The sequence below is a fragment of the Streptomyces sp. NPDC001450 genome, from assembly GCF_053597295.1.
Genome location: NZ_JBSFHY010000015.1, coordinates 1 through 21201, shown reverse-complemented (window position 1 = coordinate 21201; position 21201 = coordinate 1). Strand labels below are relative to the sequence as shown.

Genomic DNA, 21201 nt, shown 5'->3' with positions numbered 1-21201 from the left:
ACACCTTCGCACGCGAGGCCCGGGCGGCTGCGTCCCGGGGATGGACAACCAATCATCCCATGATTCTATGATGGACGGCATGGCTGGTGAGGAAACCCGGACCGCGGAAGACCCGACCGCGGCAACCCGTACGCAGCGGTCGTCGGCCGAACGCGGTACGACGGCCGCGGCGGCCACCCGTCGCACACCCCCCACGCGCGCGTGGGCGACACGGCTGGTCGTCGTCGGCATCGTGCTGTCCGCGCTGAACCTCCGGCCGGCCATCACGAGCCTCGGCGCCCTCCTGGAGGAGGTCCGCGACGGCCTCGGCATGAGCGGCGGCGTGGCCGGGCTGCTCACCTCCGTGCCTCCGCTCTGCTTCGCCGCCTTCGGCGTCACCGCACCCCGGCTGGCCCGCCGCTTCGGACCGGCCGCGGTGGTGTGCGCGGGCATGGCCGCCATCACCGCGGGCCTGCTGATACGGCCCTACGCCGGCGGCACGGCCGGCTTCCTGGCCGCCAGCGCACTCACCCTCATGGGCATCGCCGTCAGCAACGTGCTGATGCCGGTCATCGTCAAGCGCTGGTTCCCCGACCGGGTCGGCTCCATGACCGGCCTGTACTCCATGGCCCTCGCCCTCGGCACCTCCGTCGCCGCCGCGGTGACCGTGCCCCTGACCGACGCCATGGGCGGCAGCTGGCAGTCCGGACTCGCCGTGTGGGCGGCGCTCGCGGCAGCCGCCGTACTGCCCTGGCTGCCGCTGGTGCGGGAGCGGGGCGCCGCGCCCGCACCCGACCGCGCCCACGAACCGGTGCGCGCGGCGCGGGACCAGCAGGCCCCGCTGCGCATCACCCGCAGCCCTACCGCCTGGGCGCTCGCCGTCTTCTTCGGGCTCCAGGCCACCGCCGCGTACATCACGATGGGCTGGATGGCCCAGATCTTCCGCGACTCCGGCGTCCCCGCGGGCACGGCGGGCCTGCTCCTCGCCGTCACCATGGTGATGGGCGTGCCCCTGGCCTTCGTCATCCCGCGGGTCGCCACCCGGCTGCCCCACCAGGGACCGATCGTGCTGCTCCTGGGCGTCTGCGGCCTCGCCGGATACGCCGGCCTGTACTTCGCGCCGGCCGCCGGCGCCTGGGCCTGGGCCGTGCTGCTCGGCGTCTCCAACTGCGCGTTCCCGCTGGCGCTGACGATGGTCGGCATGCGGGCCAGGACAGGCCCGGGCGTGGCCCAGCTGTCCGCGTTCGCCCAGAGCACCGGATACCTGATCTCCGTCCCCGGCCCGCTGCTGGTCGGCGTGCTCTACCAGCACAGCGGCGGCTGGGGCGTGCCGATCGCCCTCATGGCGGGACTGATGCTGCCCCAGATGGCGGTGGGCTTCCTGGCGGGCCGCGACCGCATCGTGGAGGACGAGGCGGCGGCGCGCTGACCACCCCGACGCGAGGGACGCGCACGAAGGGTGCGAGACTGGCGGCATGCCAGTGCTCGACCCGAACCCGCAGAACGGCCAGAAGAAGATGCTGATCGTCTTCGGCGCGTTCTTCGCCATCTTCGCGATCATCGCCGTCATCGCGACGATCGCCTCACCCTGATCCGGCCCCCCGCCCGACCCGCGACGCGCCCCGATGGTGGGGCTGGCCCCACCATCCCCTAGGGGGCCAGTGTCAGGGTCAAGTGGGTGGATCACCGGATGGGTTGAGGGCCCCGGACTCCGTAGCTTCGAGATGTGACCGCGTCAGGCGGCCAGGACCACTCGAGGACCCACGGAGGCGACCATGCCGGCCCGCACGCGCACCCGGCCCCACCCGGCGACCACGGGCGGCGTCGACATCCGGCTGCCCTGGTGGGCGCTCGCCCTGCCCACGCTCGCCTTCGTCGCGCTGCTGACGCTGATACTGAACCCGTCGGACGCCCACGCGGCAACCGGTGATCCGGCGATCACGCAGCTCTTCGAGCGCGTGCAGCAGCTCCTCGCGCGCTGACGCGGAGCCTGCGTACGCGGTGAATCCGCATGTCAACTCCCTGCGCCACATGGCCTGTTTCATGCGAAGCTGGGTCACATGAGCGTCGCAGAACCCCGCAGGATCGCCCTCTTCCGGCATGCGAAAGCCGACTGGCCCCAGGTGTCCGACCACGACCGCCCGCTCGCCGAGCGGGGCCGCAAGGACGCCGCAGTCGCCGGGCGCAGGCTGGCCGACACCGGCATCACCTTCGACCTGGCCCTGTGCTCCACCGCGGTCCGGACCCGCGAGACCTGGAAGCTCGCCGTCCACGAACTCGCGCACCGGCCGAAAACCACCTATGAGGAGCGTCTCTACGAGGCCTCGCCCGGCGAGCTGATCGCCGTGCTCAACGAGATCCCGGACGACGTGCAGAACGTGATCCTGATCGGCCACAACCCGGGTGTGCACGGCCTGGCCGACATCCTCGCGGGCGACTCCGAGGGTGACGCCCGCGAGCGGATGAACCGCCGCGGCTTCCCCGCCGCGGGCTTCGCGCTGCTGTCCTACGACGGCGCGTGGAAGAGCCTGGAGCCGGCCGTGGCCACGCTGACGGAGTACTGGGCCCCGTCCGAGTGACGGCGCCCACGGCAGGAGGGCCCGGCACCGTGGTGGTGCCGGGCCCTCCTCGCATCCGGTGCGCGATCCGTCCGGGGCGGTTCAGCCCTCGTCGTGGGTGTCGGCCGCCTCGACCTCTTCGCGGGTGACACCCAGCAGATACAGGACCGTGTCGAGGAAGGGGAAGTTCACCGCCGTGTGCGCGGCCTCGCGGACCACCGGCTTGGCGTTGAAGGCGACCCCGAGACCGGCCGCGTTCAGCATGTCCAGGTCGTTGGCGCCGTCACCGATCGCCACCGTCTGCGACAGCGGCACCCCGGCCTCCGCGGCGAATCGGCGCAGCAGCCGCGCCTTGCCCGCGCGGTCCACGATCTCGCCGGTGACCCGCCCGGTCAGCTTCCCGTCGACGATCTCCAGCGTGTTGGCCTGCGCGAAGTCCAGCCCCAGCCGCTCCTTCAGGTCGTCCGTGACCTGGGTGAACCCACCGGATACGACCCCGACTTGGTAGCCGAGGCGCTTCAGGGTGCGGATGAGCGTGCGCGCGCCCGGTGTCAGCCGTACCTCGTTGCGCACCTTCTCCACCACCGAGGCGTCCAGCCCCTTCAGCAGCGCGACCCGCGCGTGCAGCGACTGCTCGAAGTCCAGCTCCCCGCGCATCGCGGCGGCCGTCACCTCGGCGACCTGGTCCTCGCACCCGGCGTGCGCGGCGAACAGCTCGATGACCTCGTCCTGGATGAGGGTGGAGTCCACGTCCATGACCACCAGCCGCTGGGCGCGCCGGTGCAGGCCCGCCGAGACGACGGCGATGTCGACACCCAGTGCCGCCGCGTCGGACGCCAGGGCCGTGCGCAGCGGCTCGGTCTCCACACCGGAGACGGCGAACTCCACCGCGGTCACCGGGTACTTGGCGAGGCGGAAGATGCGGTCGATGTTGCCGCCGGCCTTGGCGATCCGGGCGGCGATGGCGGCTGTCGACTCGGCGGTGAGGGGGTGACCGAGGACGGTCACCAGGGAGCGCCCGTGACCACGAGGACGGTTGTCGCCGTGTCCCGAGATGATCTCCGCCTGCATCTTCATCGACTCGGCCCAGCTGTGCACGGTGGCCCTCAGGTCGCCCTCCAGGCCCGCCGGCGGCTGGGTGACCAGCGCGCACAGCACCAGGCGACCCCGGGTGACGACCTGCTCGATGTCGACCACGTCGACGAGGTAGGCGGCAAGGGTGTCGAAGAGGCCGGCCGTGATGCCCGGCCTGTCCTTGCCGAAGATCTTGACGAGGAGAGTGGGGACCTCGGAGGTCTGCGAAGCGCTCATGGTGTCACCACCGTATCCGGCACCCAGTGCCTTCCGCCTGTGAGGTCCGCCTGACGGACACGGAACAATGGGTGTCGGGCCGATGTAGAGAATCTTGACGCTGGACGACGGCGCGCCCGCTGCGCCACCGGCGTACGGCTCGGGCTCTACCACGACTGTGACACGCCTGCGCTCGCCACGGGCAGCACCAGGGCGTCCGCTCCGCACGGCCGCCCCTGGCTCACCTCCTGGGCCTGCCGGGCGGAGACGGCGGCAGCGGCGGAGGGGGCGGCGGCCCCTCGTCCGGAGTATCCGGCGCGCGATCACGTGGACGCGCGCCGGGACGGCCTCGGGGCGCGGGGGGCAGCGGGCCGAGGGGCCGGGCCACGGTGGGGGCGCCGTACACGTCGTCCCCGTTCGAGGGCGGCCGCACGTCCTCGGGCTCCGCCCGGAACTGCTCCGGCACCTGGAGGTAGGGGTTCGTCTCCGGGTTCGGGGGCCGGTACGGCCTGCTCGGCACGTACGGTCCGGCCCGGCCCCCACGGCCGTACGCGGCGCGCCCGGACTCACCGCCGTACCCCGGAACCGCACCCCGCACCCCACCCGGCACGCCACCCCGCCCCGGCCCCACCGCCCGAGCCCCCGCGGCCCCCGCCACCCAGGCGAGCAGCGCGCCCGCCGCCCCGGCCCCCGCACCCCACAGGGCGCCCAGGAGCAGCGCCATGCCCAGGTGGCCGTGCAGCTCGATGCCCGCGCCGAAGGCGTCGAAGCCCAGCACGGACAGTGAGGCGTCCACCGAGACGTCGGCCAACCAGGCGAGGGAGGGCAGAGTGAGCGCGGTCGCGATCCCGAGCCGCAGGGCGCAGCGGCCCGCGAAACCCGCCGCACCACCCTGTCCCGGCAGCGGCGTCCGTACCGCCGCCAGCACCCCGGCCAACAGCATCATCAGCGCCGTCGCCACCACGAGCAGCCACACCCGCCCGTCCAGCTCGGCCAGCCGGCCCACCGTGACGGGCTGGTCGGAGTGCGCGCTCAGGAGCTGGTCGAGAGGGTGGGGCAGCACGGTGCCCAGTGCGCCGGTGGCCTTGCCGTCCCAGGGAACGAACAGGCCGATCGGGACGCCGAGCCACACCCCGTTCGGGGCGCCCAGCAGGGCCGCGCCCGCGATCCGGCGCGGATGGTCGTCGCCGATCGCCGCGTACGCCGCTGCCGCGAGCCCGGTGGCCACGGCCACCAGCAGCACGGTGACGAGCGCCGACACGGCCGGCCGCACGACCCGGTGCACGGCGTCCCAGCCGGGCGGCAGGGGAGTGCGCCGGGAGGCGAGCAGGGCGATCAGCAGGACTCCGGCGGACCAGCAGAGGCCGCCGAGGAGGGTGGGCGCGGTGTCCACGGTGAAACCGACGGCGGCCTTCGCGTGGATCAGATCGCCGATCCGGTCCGGCAGCAGCCCGCCGACGTCCCCCAGACCGGGGATGTCCAGGCCGCCCCCCTTGCCGCCCCCGCCGGGCAGCTTGTCCAGACCGAGCGAGCCGCCGTCGATCGTGATGACGTCGTGCCCGGCCCACGCCAGCCCGCCCAGCGTGGCCACGAAGAGGGCGACCACCGCGCCCGCGCGCGCGAGGAGTTCGGACGGCGCGATCACAACTCCGGCCGTGCGCAGGGACCGTAGGAAGAACCACGACAGCAGCAGGGCGCCGACCAGGCTCACCCCCAGTGGCGTGATCTCGACGGCTGTGTGGGCCTCGGCACCCTTCAGCCCGAAAGCGGTCACATCGCCCGACGGCGAGACCGAACCACCCGCCCCGAGCGCCACAACGGCCGCCGTCATGGGGCCCAGTGAGCCCGCCGCGTCCGCCTGCAGCAGATGCAGACCGAGCGCGGCCGTGCCCGCCATCCCTATCAACGCCCAGCTGACGGCGGCGATCGCGGACAGCAGGATGTCCGTCCACGGCAGCGAGGTGCCGTGCCGTGTGGTCTCGACGCCCGTGGCAGCGCTCATGGCAGACCCCCCGATCCGCGGCGCGGCACCGCAGCCGCGCTTGTCCCCCTCGCGGGGGATTACCACTCTCCGGCCCGGTTTCAACCCCGTCAACGGGGCGAGTTGAAGCGCGTGCGGGCGCCCTCCACAAGGCCCGACTTTCGGTCACGGGGCCGCGCCTGAAATAGTTCCCCACGATGTTCGACATCCCTAGACTCCCTGTGATGGGGGTAACTCGGGGGACAACTCAGTGGGGCATGGAGTGCCGGAACTCGTACTGGAAACAAACGGACAGACCTGGACGCTCGACCCGTCCAGGCCTTACACCCTCGGACGTGATCCGCAGGGTGACATCGTCTTCGACGACGCCAGGGTCTCCTGGCGTCACGCCACGGTCAGCTTCAACGGCCGCAGTTGGGTCATCGAGGACCACGGCAGCACCAACGGCACCTTCGTGCAGGGCCAGCGGATCGGCCAGACCGAGATCGGCCCGGGCTCGGCGGTGCACCTCGGCAACGCGACCGACGGACCGCGCCTGAACCTGTCCGGCGCCGTCGCCGTTCAGCCTCAGCAGCAGGCCGCGCCGTACGCGGCCCAGGGCGCGGGGGCCGGCTGGGCGCAGCAGGCTCCGCAGCAGCAGGCTCCGCAGGCCGGCTGGCAGCAGCCGCAACCGGTCGCGCCGATCCCGCAGCAGCAGGGCGCCCCGGCCGAGCAGTACGCGCAGAAGGGGCCCGGTGGTGGCGCGGGGGCGCCGCCGGTCCACGGCGACCGCAGCCCCACGACCTTCCACCAGTTCGCCATCGGCAACGTGATGCGCATCGGTCGTGCCCTGGAGAACGAGCTGGTCGTCTCCGACCTGCAGGTCTCCCGGCACCACGCCGAGTTCCACTCGGTGCCCGGCGGCCGTTTCGAGATCCGCGACCTGGGCTCGCACAACGGCACCTACGTCAACGGTCAGCCGATCGCCAAGGGCGGCTCGGTACAGCTCGGCCCGAACGACATCGTCGGTGTCGGCCACTCGACCTTCCGCATCGTCGGCGACCGCCTCGAGGAGTTCGTCGACACCGGTGAGGTCTCCTTCTCCGCGCGCCACCTGACCGTCACGGTCGACGGCGGCAAGCAGATCCTGAAGGACGTCTCCTTCGGCGTCCCGGAGAAGTCGCTGATCGCGGTCATCGGCCCGTCCGGTTCCGGCAAGTCGACCCTGCTGAAGGCGCTCACCGGCTACCGGCCCGCCAACCAGGGCGAGGTGCTGTACGACAACCGCAACCTCTACAAGCAGTTCGCCGAGCTGCGCCAGCGCATCGGTCTGGTCCCGCAGGACGACATCCTGCACAAGGAGCTGACCGTCAAGAAGGCCCTCAAGTACGCGGCCAAGCTGCGCTTCCCCGCCGACACCACGGCCCAGGAGCGCGACGCCCGCATCGACGAGGTGCTGCGCGAGCTGAAGCTCGACATCCACAAGGACAAGAAGGTCACCTCCCTCTCCGGTGGCCAGCGCAAGCGTGTCTCGGTGGCCCTGGAGCTGCTCACCAAGCCGTCGCTGATCTTCCTGGACGAGCCGACCTCGGGCCTCGACCCGGGCATGGACCGCGACGTCATGCAGCTGCTGCGGGGCCTGGCCGACGACGGCCGCACGGTCCTCGTGGTCACCCACTCCGTGGCCGAGCTGGCGATCTGCGACAAGCTCCTGGTGATGGCCCCGGGCGGCGCGGTCGCCTACTTCGGCCCGCCGGAGGAGGCGCTGAACTTCTTCGGCTACGACACCTGGGCCGACGTCTTCTCCGCCTTCGAGAACTACCGTGAGTACGACTGGGCGGGCCGCTGGAAGGGCTCGCAGCACTACCAGATGTACGCCGCGGACATCGACGCCGTCGCCCCGCAGTCCGTACACATGCCTCCGCCGCAGGCGATGAAGCCGCCCAAGCCGCAGGGCTGGGGTTCGCAGCTGATGACCCTGATCCGGCGGTACGTGGCGGTCATCGCCTCCGACAAGGGATTCCTGGCGCTGACGGTGATCCTGCCGGCGGTGCTCGGCGCGGTCAGCCTGCTGATCGACCACAACCGGGGCCTGCTGGTCAACGAGGCGGTCAACCCGCGCACCGGCGCGCACGTCCCGAACGGTACGGCCACCACGGTGCTGCTGATCCTCGCGGTCGGCGCGTGCTTCGCCGGTGCGGCCAACTCGGTGCGTGAGCTGATCAAGGAACGGGTCATCTACGAGCGGGAGCGCGCGACCGGCCTGTCCCGGTCGGCCTACCTGATGTCGAAGGTGGTCGTCCTGGGCGCGGTCACCGTGCTACAGGGCCTGATGGTCGGCGTGATCGGCTTCTCCAGCCGGGAGATCCCGGACGAGGGGCTCGTCCTCGGCAAGTCGACGCTGTTCGAGCTGTGCCTGCCGATCATGGCGCTCGGCTTCACCTCGATGATGTTCGGCCTGGTGATCTCCTCGCTGGTGAAGACCGCCGAGAAGACCATGCCGCTGCTGGTGATGTTCGCGATCATCCAGGTCGTCTTCACCGGCTGCCTCTTCACCCTGCACGGCACCCTCGGCGTCAACGAGTTCTCGTACCTGATGCCGTCGCGCTGGGCGGTGGCCGCCGCGGGCACCACGCTGGACTTCAACAACATCGCGCCGAACACCGACGACCCGAGCAGCACGGATCCGCTGTGGAACCACGAGGCCTCGGCCTGGGGCCTGGACATGTTCGCGCTGATCGTCCTCGGTGTGGTCTGCGGCTTCTTCGTCGCCCGCTTCCTGCGCCGGCACGAGCCTGAGGTCATGCGGAAGTAACCGCGCCTGTACGACGCGAAGGGCGGCACCCCCTCACGGGGTGCCGCCCTTCGGCGTTGCGTCGTCAGAGGTCCGCGCTGCCTCAGTACGCGCTGTTGACGTTGTCGATCGAGCCGTACTTGTCGGCCGCGTAGTTGGCGGCGGCGGTGATGTTGGCGACCGGGTTGTAGATGTTCCACGAGGTGCCGGCGACGTGGTACGCGTTGAAGGTCGGCGGGATGACCTGCAGCAGGCCCTTCGAGGGGATGCCGTTGATCGCGTTGATGTCCCAGTTGTTGATAGCCATGGGGTTGCCGGACGACTCCCGCATGATGTTCTTGTGCAGGCCGTTGTAGCTGCCCGGGATGCCCTTGGCCTTCATGATGTCCAGGGCCTGGCGGATCCAGCCGTCGAGGTTGTTCGCGTAGGTCTTCGCGGCGACCAGCTGGATCTGGGGGCGCTGCGCGGAACGGCTCGCGGCCTCCTTGGCGGCGCGCTCCTGGGCGGCCTTCTTGACGGCCTCGGCGGCGGCCTTCTGCTTCGCCGCGGTCTCGGCCTTCGCCTTGGCGGCGGCGTCGACCGCGGCCTTCTGCTTGGCGGCGAAGGCGTCGAGCTTGACGGTCTCCGTGGCGAGCTGGCTGGTGAGCGTGCCCTTGACGTCCTTGGCCGGCTGGGCGGCCACCTGCGGCGCCTGGGCCGGGGCACCGGCGGAGATGGTCTCGGCGCTGCTGGGGACGGCCGAGAAGGCGAGAGCGGCGGCGCCGAGGACGCCGACACCGGCGATCGCGATCTTGTGCTGCTTGGTCAGCGAGCGACTATGACCACGGGTGAGGATGTTCTTGGGCATGCTGATGGACCTCTTCGGATAGCGCGGAGGTCGCTCTGCGTCCGCGGGAGGAATCCGGTCCTCCTGCACGAACGCCGCGGGGGGAACCCCGCAGCGCTGAGCGACGGGAGCAATTCTTAGCGGCCGCAAAATCCCGTGGCAAAGGTGTGACGTACGATCCTCGATAGTGGATCAGGGAAGGGCAAAACGGGACAGACTGGAACGTCTGCCCCGTTCGTGCCGGGAGGGTATATCTCCTATGTCCGTTCGTACGTGATGTGTGCCCTATGTGCGGGCTCACATCGGAGGCGTGACGGTCTCACCAGGAGTTGCCGTCGCAACGCTCTGCGTGAGGGTTCTACTCCGGGAGGATGAGGTGGACGTCCCCGAACTCGTGCCACAGATAGAGCCCGCGCAGCGCCTCCTCGTACGCGCGGTCGACCGCGGCCCGCCCCGCGACCGCCTCCAGCATCAGCAGATGCGAGGCCTCCGGCTCGTGCAGCCCGGTCAGCAGCCCGTCGACCACGCGCACCCCCCGCTCGGGCGTGACCACCAGGTCGGTCCACCCGTCGGCCGCCCGCACCGCCCCGTCCGGCCCGGTCGCCGACTCCACGGCCCGCACGGCCGTCGTCCCGACCGCGATCACCCGCCCGTCACCCGCCCTCACGGCGTTGATCAGCCGAGCCGACGCCGCCGGCACCGCGAACCGCTCCGGGTACGGCGGCTCGTGCGCCTCCGCCGACGCCACCCCCGTGTGCAGCGTGATCGGCGCGAACTGCACCCCACGGCTCACCAGCTCCGCCACCAGCCGCGCGGTGAAGGGCCGTGCCGCACTCGGCATCTCCGCGCTGCCCGCCCCGTCCGGCGAGGGCAGCGCGAACACCGTCTGGTACACGGACAGCGGCTGGTCCCGCTCCGTATAGGAGTAGCGGATGGGCCGCCCGTGCTCCCGCAGCACCCGAAGGACCTCCGCCCCGGACACCCGAGCCCACCACAGCCGCTCACCCCGCCCGCTCAGCGGCTCCTCCAGCACCAGCCGGGCCCCGCCCGGCAGCCACACCTCTCTCCCCGCAGGCCTGCCCGCACGCGCGCGCGTGGTACCTCTCCCGTCCGGATCCCGCAGCTCGACCGCCCACCGCCCGTCGTCCCCGCGCGTCGAGAAGTGCACCACCACGCGCGCGTGCCCGATCCGCCCGTCCACCGCGGCGGCCAGCGTGGGCGAGGTGTTCACCACCAGCAGGTCCCCCGCCCGCAGCAGCCGCGGCAACTCGGCGAACGCGTGGTGCGTCGCCTCCGTGCCGCGCGACACCAGCAGCCGTACGTCGTCCCGGTCCAGACCGGGACCGCGCTGCTCGGCCGGCACCCGCGCCGACAGCTCCTCCGGCACCTTCACCGCGATGGTCATCGCCCCTCCGTCAGGGCCGGCGCCGCATACCGCCCGCTCGCCGGCCGCTCCTCCAGCAGCCGCAGGAACGCCGGTACGACGCTGCCGGGCGCCGGACGCGGATCGTCGTCGTCCGGTACGGCCGCCACGTACAGGTCCGTGGCCATGTCCCCGGGGTCCACCGCCCACACCCGGAGCCCCGGCTCCTCCGCGCCGAGCACCGCGGCGAGCTGGTCAAGGGCCGCCTTCGAGGCGCCGTAGCCACCCCACGTCTCGTACGCCTCCACCGCCGCGTCCGAGCTGACCGCGACGACCGCGCCCGCCGGCGACTCCCGCAGCAGTGGCAGCGCCTCCTGGACCAGGCCCAGCGCCGCCACCACGTTCACCTCCAGCGCCCGCCGCAGCCCCGTGAGGGGCAGCTCCGCCAGCCGCACCAGCGGCTCGGCACCCAGCGCGCTCGCGTTGCTCACCACCAGGTCGACGCCGCCCAGCTTCCGCGCGGCGGCCACCAGCTCGGCCCGGTGCCCGGCGTCCGTGACGTCCCCGGGCAGCGCCTCCACCCGCGCACCGCGCCCGGCGACCGCCTGCGCGGCCTCCCCCAGGGGCCCCGCGCCGCGGGCGTCGAGGACCAGGTCCCAGCCCCGCGCGGCCAGCGCCTCGGCGAGCGCCCGCCCCAGGCCCTTGGAGGCCCCCGTGATGATCGCTACCGGCATGACAACCGTCCCCTCGTCGCTTGCCGCTCCGTCGGAGCGGTGATCACAACGTAGGAACGGCACCCCCCGCACCGCCTCGGACGCGGGCCGCAATGCGGCGGGGCCCTTCGACGTACGCCGCACGTCGCCGGGCCGGAGACCTACCTCACCGGACCTAGGTCCATCGGACCGGACCCGGCCGTCACCGGTCCGATCCGTACTGTCACACCCCGCCGGTACCGTGAGGACATGAGTCAAGGCCCCCGGTCCGGCCTCGCCGCGGTGAGTTCCGCGCTGCTGGCCATGAGCAGGCATCTGGAGGTGCGCGACGTCCTCAAGACGATCGTCGCCTCCGCCCGCGAGCTGCTCGACGCGCAGTACGCCGCCCTCGGCGTCCCCGACGACCACGGCGGCTTCGCCCAGTTCGTCGTCGACGGCGTCAGCGACGCCCAGTGGAAGGCCATCGGCCCGCTGCCCCGCCAGCACGGCATCCTCGCCGCGATGCTGCAGGAGGCCCGGCCCGAGCGCCTCGCCGACGTGCGCAAGGACCCGCGCTTCGAGGGCTGGCCGTCCGCCCACCCGGAGATGTCCGACTTCCTGGGCCTGCCGATCAGGGACGGCGACGAGGTCATCGGCGCCCTCTTCCTGGCCAACAAGCTGCGCTCTGTGGGGGGAGACCCCCCACACCCCCCGTGCCCCAAACCGGAAGGCAGTTGCGGTTTCACCGAGGAGGACGAGGAGCTGCTCTCCATCCTCGCCCAGCACGCCGCGATCGCCCTCACCAACGCCCGTCTCTACGAGCGCAGCCGCGAGCTGACCATCGCCGAGGAGCGTTCCCGCCTCGCCCACGAGCTGCACGACGCGGTCAGCCAGAAGCTCTTCTCCCTGCGCCTGACCGCCCAGGCCGCGGCCGCGCTGATCGCCCGCGACCCCGCCCGCGCCAAGGGCGAGCTGCACCAGGTCGCCGCGCTCGCCGCCGAGGCTGCCGACGAACTGCGCGCCGCCGTGGTGGAGCTGCGTCCCGCCGCCCTGGACGAGGACGGCCTGATCGCCACCCTGCGCACCCAGACACAGGTCCTCGACCGCGCCCACACCGCGCGCGTCACCTTCGCCAGCAACGGCTTCCGCGCCCTGCCGGCCGCCCAGGAGGAGGCCCTGCTCAGGGTCGCCCAGGAAGCCCTGCACAACGCCCTGCGCCACTCCGGTGCCGAGCACGTCGACGTGACCGTGGACCGGCGCGGCGGCGGAGCCGTGCTGCGCGTCAGCGACGACGGCAGCGGCTTCGACCCGCGGTCGGTCCGCCGTGCCGGACGCCACCTGGGCCTGGTCTCGATGCGGGACCGGGCGAGCGGCGTCGGCGGCACGCTGACCGTGGAATCGGCGCCCGGCAAGGGCACCACGATCGAGATGGAGGTCCCCGGTGGCTGACGCGATCAAGGTGCTGCTCGTCGACGACCACCAGGTCGTCCGCCGGGGCCTGCGCACCTTCCTGGAGGTGCAGGACGACATCGAGGTCGTCGGCGAGGCCGCCGACGGCGCCGAGGGAGTCGCCCGTGCCGAGGAGCTGCGGCCCGACGTCGTCCTCATGGACGTCAAGATGCCGGGCATGGACGGCATCGACGCCCTGCGCAGACTCCGTGAACTGGACAACCCCGCGCGCGTGCTGATCGTCACCAGCTTCACCGAGCAGCGCACGGTCGTCCCGGCCCTGCGCGCGGGCGCCGCCGGGTACGTCTACAAGGACGTGGACCCCGACGCGCTGGCCGGCGCCATCCGCTCCGTGCACGCCGGGCACATCCTGCTCCAGCCCGAGGTCGCCGGCGCCCTGCTCTCCCAGGAGGAGGCCAACTCGGGGCAGGGACGAGCGGGGTCGCTCACCGAACGGGAGCGCGAGGTGCTCGGCCTGATCGCCGACGGCCGCTCCAACCGGGAGATCGCCCGTGCCCTCGTGCTGTCCGAGAAGACCGTCAAGACGCACGTCTCCAACATCCTGATGAAACTGGACCTCGCCGACCGCACCCAGGCCGCCCTGTGGGCCGTACGCCATGGCGTGACCGGCTGAAACGCCCTCCCCAACGCCTCACGCACGGCAACTCGGAAGGTTCCGTTCCGGACTGAGATTCATACCGTCGTGGGAATGTCACCCGGATGGCGCATCCTCCGGTGATCTCCGCCGTTCTCCAGTGCGTGCCGCGGTGAACCGCCGCGGCGAACGCCAAGGAGGGCTCAGACAGTGAAGAACCTGAAGAAGGCAGCGGCCGTGACGATGGTGGCCGGTGGTCTGGTGGCCGCCGGTGCGGGGATGGCCTCCGCCACGGACGGAGCCTGGGCCGGCGGTGCGGCCCACGGCTCTCCGGGTGTCGGCTCGGGCAACGTCGTCCAGGCCCCGGTGCACGTCCCGGTGAACGTGTCCGGCAACAGCGTGAACGTCATCGGTGTGCTGAACCCGGCCTTCGGCAACCTCGGCCTCAACCGGTGAGGCACGGCCACTGACGACCTCAGGCCTCCCGGGCCCACCGGGAGGCCTGTCCGGTTTTCATCCGAGTGGCCTGAACGGGGGCTCGACGTGCGGACCCCGCACCCCGGCGAGGACTCCGGCGTTGATCAGCGCACGACCCACGGCCGGGTCGGACCCGCACACGCAGGAGGAACCCGTTCCATGAACATCGCCAAGAAGGCCGCCCTCGCCCTGACCGTCGCCGGCATCGCCGCAGGCGCCTCCGCCGGAGCCGCCATCGCCGACTCGACCGCGAGCGGCGCGGCCACGACGTCCCCGGGTGTCGGCTCGGGCAACGTCGCCCAGGTCCCGGTCCACGTCCCGGTCAACGTCACCGGCGTGACCGCCAACGTGATCGGCGCCCTGAACCCGGCCTTCGGCAATACGACGGCCAACGGCTGAGGCGGCAAGCAGCCGAGAGAGCTCCCCGACCGACCGACTCGGGGAGCCTCTGCCTGCTCAGCGACCCCGCTCCCGCTCCCGCTCCTCCACGATGGAGTTGTAGGCCGCCACCTGCGCCCGCCGGGCCGTTCGCTCGACCGGCCGCAGCGCCGCGGACCGCGCCGCCATCTCGGTGGAGCTGACCGCACCCCCGTGCCCGTTGCCGTAGGCCAGGGACACCAGCAGCCCCACCCGCTGGGCCAGCTCCAACACCCGCACCGCACGCGGCGGGTACCCGGGCGCCAGCACCTCCCGCCCCCGCTCGGACCGCGCCCGGTACGCGTCGATCGCCGCCTCCGCCACCGGACCCGACCCGGCGACATCCAGCTTCGACAGCACGTCGGTCGCGTCCCGCAAGGCCTCCGCCAGCTCCCGCTCCGCCTCGCCCAGCGACGGCACGTCGGCGGGCGGCGCCTCCCGCACCGGCAGCACATGCCAGACCACCTCGACATGCACATCACCCTCGGGCCCGGCCGCGTACACCTCCGGAACCAGCCCGAAGGCGGCGCCGAAGCAGACCACCGCCTCCTCGGCCTCCAGCGCCCGCGCATTGAACTCCGGGGGCCCGCTCAGCCCCAGCGGATGACCGGGCGCGGGGAGCGCGATCCGCAGGCCGGTCACCCCCAGCGTCCGCAGCCGCCCGAGCGCGAGCGTGAGCCCGACCGGCGCCGGCTCACCCGGCAGCCCCTCGACCCGGTGCACCACGTCCTCGCCCACGATGGCGAGTACGGCGTCATCCGGAGAGACAAGTCCGGCCAAAAGGGCATTTCCCCAAGCGGCAAGGCGTCCTGAACGCGGTTCCGAGAGCATGCCTCCACCCTAAGGACCGGACCGATGGAATGGAGCGGCGCACTCGTGGCGTAGATTTCATGGGGGGCTGCGCCCACCGGCGCGGCGGACCGAGCCCACAGGCGTACGCGACAGCCGAGACCGGCACACTGCAAGGGGAGACAACGCGCTCATGAGCGATGTTCTGGAGCTTCAGGACGTATCCGTGGTCCGCGAGGGCCGGGCTCTGGTGGACCAGGTCTCCTGGTCGGTCAAGGAGGGTGAGCGCTGGGTCATCCTCGGCCCCAACGGCGCCGGCAAGACCACCCTCCTGAACGTCGCCTCCAGCTACCTCTACCCCAGCAAGGGCACCGCCACCATCCTCGGCGACACCCTCGGCAAGGTCGACGTCTTCGACCTGCGCCCGCGCATCGGCATCGCCGGCATCGCCATGGCCGACAAGCTCCCCAAGCGCCAGACCGTCCTCGAGACCGTGCTGACCGCCGCGTACGGCATGACGGCCCACTGGCAGGAGGAGTACGACGAGGTCGACGAGCAGCGCGCCCGCGCCTTCCTCGACCGCCTCGGCATGAGCGACTACCTCGAGCGCCGGTTCGGCACCCTCTCCGAGGGCGAGCGCAAGCGCACCCTCATCGCCCGCGCCCTGATGACCGACCCCGAGCTGCTCCTGCTCGACGAGCCCGCCGCCGGCCTCGACCTCGGCGGCCGCGAGGACCTGGTCCGCCGCCTCGGCCGGCTCGCCCGCGACCCCATCGCCCCCTCGATGATCATGGTCACCCACCACGTCGAGGAGATCGCCCCCGGCTTCACCCACGTCCTGATGATCCGCCAGGGCAAGGTTCTCGCCGCGGGCCCGATCGAGCTGGAACTGACGTCCCGTAACCTCTCCGTCTGCTTCGGCCTGCCGCTCGTCGTCGAGCAGGTCGGTGACCGCTGGACCGCTCAGGGCCTGCCGCTGTCCTGACGCCGCCCCGCTCCTTGTTCGCGCCCTGTCCGCCGCCCGACCGCGGTCCTACCATGACCATGTGAACGACATCTCCGCATGGGTGTGGTGGCTCGTCGGCGCGGCGGCGCTCGGAATCCCGCTCGTGGTCACCGCGATGCCGGAGTTCGGCATGCTCGCGGTGGGAGCCGTCGCGGCCGCGGTCGTCGCCGGCCTGGGTTTCGACGCCGTGGTCCAGGTGCTCGCCTTCGTCGTCGTCTCGGTCGCCCTCATCGCCGTCGTCCGCCCCATCGCGGCCCGGCACGGCAGACAGCTGCCCCAACTCGCCACCGGCGTCGATGCCTTGAAAGGCAAGCAGGCAGTCGTCCTGGAGCGCGTCGATGGCTCCGGCGGCCGGATCAAGCTCGCCGGAGAGATCTGGTCGGCCCGCGCACTGGACACCGGCCGCGTCTACGAAGTCGGCCAGGAAGTGGACGTCGTGGACATCGAGGGGGCCACCGCGATCGTCATCTGAGTCATCTGACCCACGAGTTGGGCGACGGTCTGCCAGACTCGACGAGCAAGATCTTCAACAACCACAAGATCTGCCACGGTGCCGAGGCGGAGAGGGGTACGGGGAACACGATGGAACCGGTCATCATCGTCCTGGTCATTCTGGTGGTGTTGGTCTTCATCGCCCTGATCAAGACCATCCAGGTCATCCCACAGGCCAGCGCCGCCATCGTCGAGCGCTTCGGCCGCTACACGCGGACACTCAACGCGGGCCTCAACATCGTGGTCCCGTTCATCGACACCATCCGCAACCGCATCGACCTGCGCGAACAGGTCGTACCGTTCCCGCCCCAGCCGGTGATCACCCAGGACAACCTGGTCGTGAACATCGACACGGTCATCTACTACCAGGTCACGGACGCGAGGGCGGCCACCTACGAGGTCGCCAGCTACATCCAGGCCATCGAGCAGCTCACGGTCACCACGCTCCGCAACATCATCGGCGGCATGGACCTCGAACGCACCCTGACCTCCCGCGAGGAGATCAACGCGGCCCTGCGCGGCGTGCTCGACGAGGCCACCGGCAAGTGGGGCATCCGCGTCAACCGCGTCGAGCTGAAGGCCATCGAGCCGCCCACCTCCATCCAGGACTCGATGGAGAAGCAGATGCGCGCCGACCGTGACAAGCGCGCGGCGATCCTCACCGCGGAAGGTACGCGCCAGGCAGCCATCCTCACCGCCGAGGGTGAGAAGCAGTCCCAGATCCTACGCGCCGAGGGTGAGGCCAAGGCCGCCGCCCTGCGCGCCGAGGGCGAGGCCCAGGCCGTCCGTACGGTCTTCGAGGCGATCCACGCCGGCGACCCGGACCAGAAGCTGCTCAGCTACCAGTACCTGCAGATGCTGCCGAAGATCGCCGAGGGGGACGCCAACAAGCTCTGGATCGTCCCCAGCGAGATCGGCGACGCCCTCAAGGGCCTCTCAGGCGCCATGGGCAATTTCGGTCCCCTGGGCGGCGGCCTGGGCGGCGGCAACACCGTCCCGCCCCAGAACAACGGCCCCAGCTCGGAGCGCCGCGAGAAGCCGAGCATCGACTGACAGTTCTTCACGTCGCCGGTTCCTGACGCGCCCCTGCAGGGGCGCGTCAGACGACTAGGCCGCGTCCCGAGCGAGCCACTCAGGAAGCGCGGCGAACTCCTCCTGCCCCAGGGCCAAGAGCATCGCATCCGCGGGAGTCGGCTCGAACGGCTCCCGAAGCAAGGCCATCCCGGCCTCCTCCGGAGTCCGATTGGCCTTCCGGTGATTGTCCTCCGCACACGCGGCGACCGTATTCAGCCACGTGTCCTGCCCACCCTGCGACCGCGGCAGCACATGGTCCACGGTCGTCGCCCTGCGTCCGCAGTACGCGCACCGGTGCCGGTCCCGGACCAGCACCCCCCGCCTCGACCACGGAGCTTGTCTTCGGAACGGCACCCGTACGTACCTGCACAGTCTGATCACCTGGGGCGCGGGTATGTCCACATCGGCACCGCGCATGCGCAGTTCGGGGTGGGCCTGCTCGACGACGGCCTTGTCCTGCAGGACCAGGACGACCGCTCGGTTCAGAGTCACCGTCGACAGCGGCTCGAAGCTCGCGTTCAGGACCAACGTGTCACGCATCCAGCCCACCTCCCGTGTGCACCTGCCCACCCCCCGGCGGGCTTGGATCAACTCTGGACGGGCGCGCCGAGATGGACAACGCAATAAAAAAATGCCCGCCTCCGATCACTTCCAAGACCGGAGGCGGGCAAACGTTCCATGAACGCTTGGCTGAATCAGTGCGCTGCGTCAGCCCTTGGCGGGGTTCTCGTACTCGCCGATGAGCTGGGCACGCGCGAGCGCGTGGAAGCGCAGATTGAAGCCGACGACGGCCGGAGAGACGTCCGCGTTCGGGCCGAGCTTCTCCTGGTCCACGGCGTACACCGTGAACACGTACCGGTGCGGGCCGTCCCCGGGCGGCGGAGCGGCACCGCCGAAGTCCTTCGACCCGTAGTCGTTGCGCACGTGCACCGCGCCCTCGGGCAGGCCCTCGAACTTGCCGCCGCCCGCACCGGCCGGCAGCTCCGTCACCGAGGCGGGGATGTCGAACAGGACCCAGTGCCAGAACCCGCTGCCGGTCGGCGCGTCAGGGTCGTAGCAGGTCACGGCGAAGCTCTTGGTCTCCGCGGGGAAGCCCTCCCACCGCAGCTGCGGCGAGGTGTTCCCCTCGGCGTAGACCTGAGCGCTCCCCAGCGTCGCGCCCTCCTCGATGTCCTCACTCGTCACCGTGAACGACGGCACGGGCGGATGGAAGTCGTGGGGGAGCGGCCGCCGCTTGAGCTCGGTCACCTCGGTACCTCCTGATCGTTCTCGTTCAGTAGGTCAGAGCCTAGAACCAGTTGCGCTTGCTGCCGACCTCGGACAGCCACTGGTTGAGGTAAGCCGCCCAGTCGGTCCCGTGGAAGTCGTTCAGACCCACCTGGAAGGAGCGGAAGGTGTCCGAGCCCTCGCTGAACAGACCCGGCTTCTTGTCCATCTCCAGGACGACGTCCATGGCGTGCTCGTCGGCCACGAAGCTCAGCTCGACCTGGTTCAGGCCCCGGTACTGCGACGGCGGGTAGAACTCGATCTCCTGGTAGAACGGCAGCCGCTGCCGCGTACCCCGGATGTGGCCGCGCTCCATGTCCGCGTTCTTGAAGCGGAAGCCCAGCTGGATGAAGGCGTCCAGGATCGCCTTCTGCGCCGGCAGCGGGTGCACGTTGACCGGGTCCAGGTCGGAGGAGTCCACGGCACGGGCGATCGCCAGTTCGGTGGTCACCCCGATGTGCATCCCGCGCAGGGCCTGCCCGTCGATCATCGTGACCGGCGTCTCCCAGGGGATCTCCAGGCCGAACGGCACCGCGTGCACGGCCCCCGCCTGCAGCTCGAAGGCACCACCGAGCCGCACCTTGGTGAACTCGATGTCCTGCTTGTACTCCTGGTCGCCGCTCTCGACCTCGACCCGCGCCTGCAGCCCGACCGACAGACCCTCGATGTCCTGGTTCACGGACCCGCCCTGGATCCGCACCTCGCCCTGGACCACACCGCCCGGTACGACGTTGGTCTCGGTCAGCACCGTCTCGACCGAGGCCCCGCCGGCCCCGAGGCTCGCGAGCAGCTTCTTGAACGCCATGACTCTCCCTTTACGAATGGACCCTCGACCCGTACAAACGCGATCCGGTCACGACCGGTTCCGAGGCCACACCCTGGCAAGGGGAGCGAACCTTGACCACCCCTTGGGCCGGAACCCTCTGGACTACGCTCGGACGGCATGATCGCGCCCCCGGACCGTACGCCACTGCGCCGAGAGTTCTTCGACCGCCCCGTCCTGGACGTCGCCCCCGACCTCCTCGGCCGCATCCTGGTCCGCACGACCCCCGACGGCCCGATCGCCGTGCGCCTCACGGAAGTGGAGGCGTACGACGGCCCGAACGACCCCGGCTCCCATGCCTACCGTGGCCGCACCGCCCGCAACGAAGTGATGTTCGGTCCCCCCGGACACGTGTACGTCTACTTCACCTACGGCATGTGGCATTGCATGAACCTGGTCTGCGGACCCGAGGGCAGGGCGAGCGCCGTTCTGCTCCGGGCCGGTGAAGTCATCGAGGGCACCGAACTGGCTCGCAAACGTCGACTTTCGGCCCGGAGCGACAAGGAACTGGCCAAGGGCCCGGCTCGCCTGGCCATGGCTCTGGGGGTCGACCGCGCCCTGGACGGCACGGACGCGTGCGCATCCGGTGAGACACCACTGAGGATGCTGACCGGCACTCCTGTGGCCCCTGACCAGGTACGCAGCGGTCCGCGCACCGGAGTCGCCGGCGACGGCGGCAACGGCGAGGTCCACCCCTGGCGTTTCTGGGTGGACAACGACCCGACGGTGAGCCCCTATCGGGCCCATGCGCCAAGGCGCCGCTCAAGTTGACGCGCCCTTGCAAGGTGCGTAATGTAGCCCGAGCCGCTGAACCGGGTACGGCGATCGCCTGCAGCCGGAGCGGCCAACCCACTACTCAGCTACAACCCCTCAACGGGGTCGATTCTGGCGCGCCCGCGTGCCCGAATTCGAACCCGAGACTCGATTATGAGTTGCCGAGGGAATCGGCTAGCGTAGTGAATGTCGAAAGGCCGACGAGCGAAAGCTCGAAAACCCAAGACAAACCCGCCGACCGGGAATCGGGCGCCGAAAGGGTCTGATAGAGTCGGAACCGCCGGAAAGGAAACCGCGAGAGCGGAAACCTGGAAAGCACCGAGGAAATCGGATCGAGAAAAGATCTGATAGAGTCGGAAACACCGAAGGGAAGCCCGGAGGAAAGCCCGAGAGGGTGAGTACAAAGGAAGCGACCGTTCCTTGAGAACTCAACAGCGTGCCAAAAATCAACGCCAGATATGTTGATACCCCGTCTCCGGCCATCACGGCTGGGACGAGGTTCCTTTGAAATAACACAGCGAGGACGCTGTGTGCGAGAGGACTATTCCTCCTCTCGCACCGCTCTCGTGTGTGCTCA

22 protein-coding genes are annotated in these 21201 nt (G+C 70.9%); 13 read left to right on the top strand and 9 right to left on the bottom strand.

Annotated features, from left to right (window positions below; translation table 11 throughout):
* The first annotated feature begins 79 nt into the window (after positions 1–79).
* The 4 genes from ACWC5O_RS18275 (at position 80) to ACWC5O_RS18260 (ending at position 2558) form a co-directional block, all read left to right on the top strand.
* Positions 80–1408 carry a CynX/NimT family MFS transporter gene (locus ACWC5O_RS18275; RefSeq protein WP_450588303.1) on the top strand — a complete coding sequence of 443 codons (1329 nt, stop codon included), beginning with the start codon at positions 80–82 and terminating at the stop codon, positions 1406–1408.
* Between the two features lie 46 nt (positions 1409–1454).
* On the top strand, positions 1455–1571 hold the full coding sequence (locus ACWC5O_RS18270) for an SGM_5486 family transporter-associated protein (RefSeq protein ID WP_450588301.1): 117 nt from the start codon (positions 1455–1457) through the stop codon (positions 1569–1571).
* 183 nt (positions 1572–1754) lie between these two features.
* Positions 1755–1961: a hypothetical protein gene (locus ACWC5O_RS18265; protein WP_450588300.1), complete on the top strand. Its 207-nt coding sequence runs from the start codon at positions 1755–1757 to the stop codon at positions 1959–1961.
* 78 nt (positions 1962–2039) lie between these two features.
* The gene (locus ACWC5O_RS18260) at positions 2040–2558 is read left to right on the top strand and encodes a SixA phosphatase family protein (RefSeq protein WP_450588299.1); all 519 of its coding nucleotides are present in this window, start codon (positions 2040–2042) and stop codon (positions 2556–2558) included.
* Between the two features lie 81 nt (positions 2559–2639).
* Here ACWC5O_RS18260 and serB read toward each other — a convergent pair whose 3' ends face one another.
* Complete coding sequence (serB, locus tag ACWC5O_RS18255) at positions 2640–3848, bottom strand: phosphoserine phosphatase SerB (RefSeq protein ID WP_450588298.1); 1209 nt, start codon at positions 3846–3848, stop codon at positions 2640–2642.
* 220 nt (positions 3849–4068) lie between these two features.
* On the bottom strand, positions 4069–5829 hold the full coding sequence (locus ACWC5O_RS18250; protein ID WP_450588296.1) for a streptophobe family protein: 1761 nt from the start codon (positions 5827–5829) through the stop codon (positions 4069–4071).
* 241 nt (positions 5830–6070) lie between these two features.
* Here ACWC5O_RS18250 and ACWC5O_RS18245 point away from each other — a divergent pair, with 241 nt between their 5' ends.
* Positions 6071–8602, top strand: coding sequence for an FHA domain-containing protein (locus ACWC5O_RS18245; protein WP_450588559.1), 2532 nt, complete (start codon positions 6071–6073; stop codon positions 8600–8602).
* Positions 8603–8684: 82 nt separating this feature from the next.
* Here ACWC5O_RS18245 and ACWC5O_RS18240 read toward each other — a convergent pair whose 3' ends face one another.
* The 3 genes from ACWC5O_RS18240 to ACWC5O_RS18230 all read right to left on the bottom strand — a co-directional run bounded on the left by ACWC5O_RS18240 (position 8685) and on the right by ACWC5O_RS18230 (position 11504).
* Positions 8685–9428, bottom strand: coding sequence for a transglycosylase SLT domain-containing protein (locus ACWC5O_RS18240; RefSeq protein ID WP_450588294.1), 744 nt, complete (start codon positions 9426–9428; stop codon positions 8685–8687).
* Between the two features lie 337 nt (positions 9429–9765).
* Positions 9766–10812, bottom strand: coding sequence for an S-adenosylmethionine:tRNA ribosyltransferase-isomerase (locus ACWC5O_RS18235; protein WP_450588292.1), 1047 nt, complete (start codon positions 10810–10812; stop codon positions 9766–9768).
* Positions 10809–11504: an SDR family NAD(P)-dependent oxidoreductase gene (locus ACWC5O_RS18230; RefSeq protein WP_450588291.1), complete on the bottom strand. Its 696-nt coding sequence runs from the start codon at positions 11502–11504 to the stop codon at positions 10809–10811. The genes ACWC5O_RS18235 and ACWC5O_RS18230 overlap by 4 nt, the downstream gene beginning before the upstream one ends.
* Before the next feature lie 228 nt (positions 11505–11732).
* On the opposite strand from ACWC5O_RS18230, the gene ACWC5O_RS18225 reads away from it, so the two are divergent.
* The 4 genes from ACWC5O_RS18225 to ACWC5O_RS18210 all read left to right on the top strand — a co-directional run bounded on the left by ACWC5O_RS18225 (position 11733) and on the right by ACWC5O_RS18210 (position 14382).
* Entirely contained in the window at positions 11733–12911 is a 1179-nt protein-coding gene (locus ACWC5O_RS18225; RefSeq protein ID WP_450588289.1) for a GAF domain-containing sensor histidine kinase, read from the top strand.
* A complete protein-coding gene (locus ACWC5O_RS18220; RefSeq protein ID WP_450588288.1) occupies positions 12904–13545 on the top strand; it encodes a response regulator in 642 nt (213 codons plus the stop codon). Before ACWC5O_RS18225 ends, ACWC5O_RS18220 begins: the two co-directional genes overlap by 8 nt.
* A 171-nt stretch (positions 13546–13716) precedes the next feature.
* Entirely contained in the window at positions 13717–13962 is a 246-nt protein-coding gene (locus tag ACWC5O_RS18215; RefSeq protein WP_450588286.1) for a chaplin, read from the top strand.
* Positions 13963–14142: 180 nt separating this feature from the next.
* Positions 14143–14382 (top strand): chaplin, encoded by a 240-nt coding sequence (locus tag ACWC5O_RS18210; protein WP_450588285.1) that lies wholly within the window; start codon positions 14143–14145, stop codon positions 14380–14382.
* A gap of 57 nt (positions 14383–14439) precedes the next feature.
* Here the strand turns inward: ACWC5O_RS18210 and ACWC5O_RS18205 are convergent, their stop codons facing one another.
* Positions 14440–15231 carry a hypothetical protein gene (locus ACWC5O_RS18205; protein WP_450588283.1) on the bottom strand — a complete coding sequence of 264 codons (792 nt, stop codon included), beginning with the start codon at positions 15229–15231 and terminating at the stop codon, positions 14440–14442.
* A gap of 151 nt (positions 15232–15382) precedes the next feature.
* On the opposite strand from ACWC5O_RS18205, the gene ACWC5O_RS18200 reads away from it, so the two are divergent.
* The 3 genes from ACWC5O_RS18200 to ACWC5O_RS18190 all read left to right on the top strand — a co-directional run bounded on the left by ACWC5O_RS18200 (position 15383) and on the right by ACWC5O_RS18190 (position 17740).
* A complete protein-coding gene (locus ACWC5O_RS18200; RefSeq protein ID WP_450588281.1) occupies positions 15383–16174 on the top strand; it encodes an ABC transporter ATP-binding protein in 792 nt (263 codons plus the stop codon).
* Between the two features lie 61 nt (positions 16175–16235).
* The gene (locus ACWC5O_RS18195; RefSeq protein ID WP_450588280.1) at positions 16236–16667 is read left to right on the top strand and encodes an NfeD family protein; all 432 of its coding nucleotides are present in this window, start codon (positions 16236–16238) and stop codon (positions 16665–16667) included.
* A gap of 110 nt (positions 16668–16777) precedes the next feature.
* Entirely contained in the window at positions 16778–17740 is a 963-nt protein-coding gene (locus ACWC5O_RS18190; RefSeq protein ID WP_450588279.1) for an SPFH domain-containing protein, read from the top strand.
* Between the two features lie 54 nt (positions 17741–17794).
* Here the strand turns inward: ACWC5O_RS18190 and ACWC5O_RS18185 are convergent, their stop codons facing one another.
* From ACWC5O_RS18185 to ACWC5O_RS18175, 3 genes are all read right to left on the bottom strand, one after another.
* Complete coding sequence (locus ACWC5O_RS18185; protein WP_450588277.1) at positions 17795–18301, bottom strand: HNH endonuclease; 507 nt, start codon at positions 18299–18301, stop codon at positions 17795–17797.
* Between the two features lie 168 nt (positions 18302–18469).
* Positions 18470–19009, bottom strand: a complete 540-nt coding sequence (locus tag ACWC5O_RS18180; protein WP_450588275.1) for a YbhB/YbcL family Raf kinase inhibitor-like protein — start codon at positions 19007–19009, stop codon at positions 18470–18472.
* A gap of 40 nt (positions 19010–19049) precedes the next feature.
* A complete protein-coding gene (locus ACWC5O_RS18175; RefSeq protein WP_450588273.1) occupies positions 19050–19832 on the bottom strand; it encodes a sporulation protein in 783 nt (260 codons plus the stop codon).
* 138 nt (positions 19833–19970) lie between these two features.
* On the opposite strand from ACWC5O_RS18175, the gene ACWC5O_RS18170 reads away from it, so the two are divergent.
* Positions 19971–20621 carry a DNA-3-methyladenine glycosylase gene (locus tag ACWC5O_RS18170; protein ID WP_450588271.1) on the top strand — a complete coding sequence of 217 codons (651 nt, stop codon included), beginning with the start codon at positions 19971–19973 and terminating at the stop codon, positions 20619–20621.
* Positions 20622–21201: the final 580 nt, after the last annotated feature.

Bases quoted from the DNA above. Each gene is read 5' to 3' on its own strand.
- ACWC5O_RS18190 (WP_450588279.1), top strand. From the start codon at position 16,778: ATGGAACCGGTCATCATCGTCCTGGTCATTCTGGTGGTGTTGGTCTTC.
- ACWC5O_RS18230 (WP_450588291.1), bottom strand. From the start codon at position 11,504: ATGCCGGTAGCGATCATCACGGGGGCCTCCAAGGGCCTGGGGCGGGCG.
- ACWC5O_RS18250 (WP_450588296.1), bottom strand. From the start codon at position 5,829: ATGAGCGCTGCCACGGGCGTCGAGACCACACGGCACGGCACCTCGCTG.
- ACWC5O_RS18235 (WP_450588292.1), bottom strand. From the start codon at position 10,812: ATGACCATCGCGGTGAAGGTGCCGGAGGAGCTGTCGGCGCGGGTGCCG.
- serB (WP_450588298.1), bottom strand. From the start codon at position 3,848: ATGAGCGCTTCGCAGACCTCCGAGGTCCCCACTCTCCTCGTCAAGATC.
- ACWC5O_RS18175 (WP_450588273.1), bottom strand. From the start codon at position 19,832: ATGGCGTTCAAGAAGCTGCTCGCGAGCCTCGGGGCCGGCGGGGCCTCG.
- ACWC5O_RS18205 (WP_450588283.1), bottom strand. From the start codon at position 15,231: ATGCTCTCGGAACCGCGTTCAGGACGCCTTGCCGCTTGGGGAAATGCC.
- ACWC5O_RS18210 (WP_450588285.1), top strand. From the start codon at position 14,143: ATGAACATCGCCAAGAAGGCCGCCCTCGCCCTGACCGTCGCCGGCATC.
- ACWC5O_RS18260 (WP_450588299.1), top strand. From the start codon at position 2,040: ATGAGCGTCGCAGAACCCCGCAGGATCGCCCTCTTCCGGCATGCGAAA.
- ACWC5O_RS18270 (WP_450588301.1), top strand. From the start codon at position 1,455: ATGCCAGTGCTCGACCCGAACCCGCAGAACGGCCAGAAGAAGATGCTG.
- ACWC5O_RS18275 (WP_450588303.1), top strand. From the start codon at position 80: ATGGCTGGTGAGGAAACCCGGACCGCGGAAGACCCGACCGCGGCAACC.
- ACWC5O_RS18265 (WP_450588300.1), top strand. From the start codon at position 1,755: ATGCCGGCCCGCACGCGCACCCGGCCCCACCCGGCGACCACGGGCGGC.
- ACWC5O_RS18200 (WP_450588281.1), top strand. From the start codon at position 15,383: ATGAGCGATGTTCTGGAGCTTCAGGACGTATCCGTGGTCCGCGAGGGC.
- ACWC5O_RS18185 (WP_450588277.1), bottom strand. From the start codon at position 18,301: ATGCGTGACACGTTGGTCCTGAACGCGAGCTTCGAGCCGCTGTCGACG.
- ACWC5O_RS18225 (WP_450588289.1), top strand. From the start codon at position 11,733: ATGAGTCAAGGCCCCCGGTCCGGCCTCGCCGCGGTGAGTTCCGCGCTG.
- ACWC5O_RS18170 (WP_450588271.1), top strand. From the start codon at position 19,971: ATGATCGCGCCCCCGGACCGTACGCCACTGCGCCGAGAGTTCTTCGAC.
- ACWC5O_RS18240 (WP_450588294.1), bottom strand. From the start codon at position 9,428: ATGCCCAAGAACATCCTCACCCGTGGTCATAGTCGCTCGCTGACCAAG.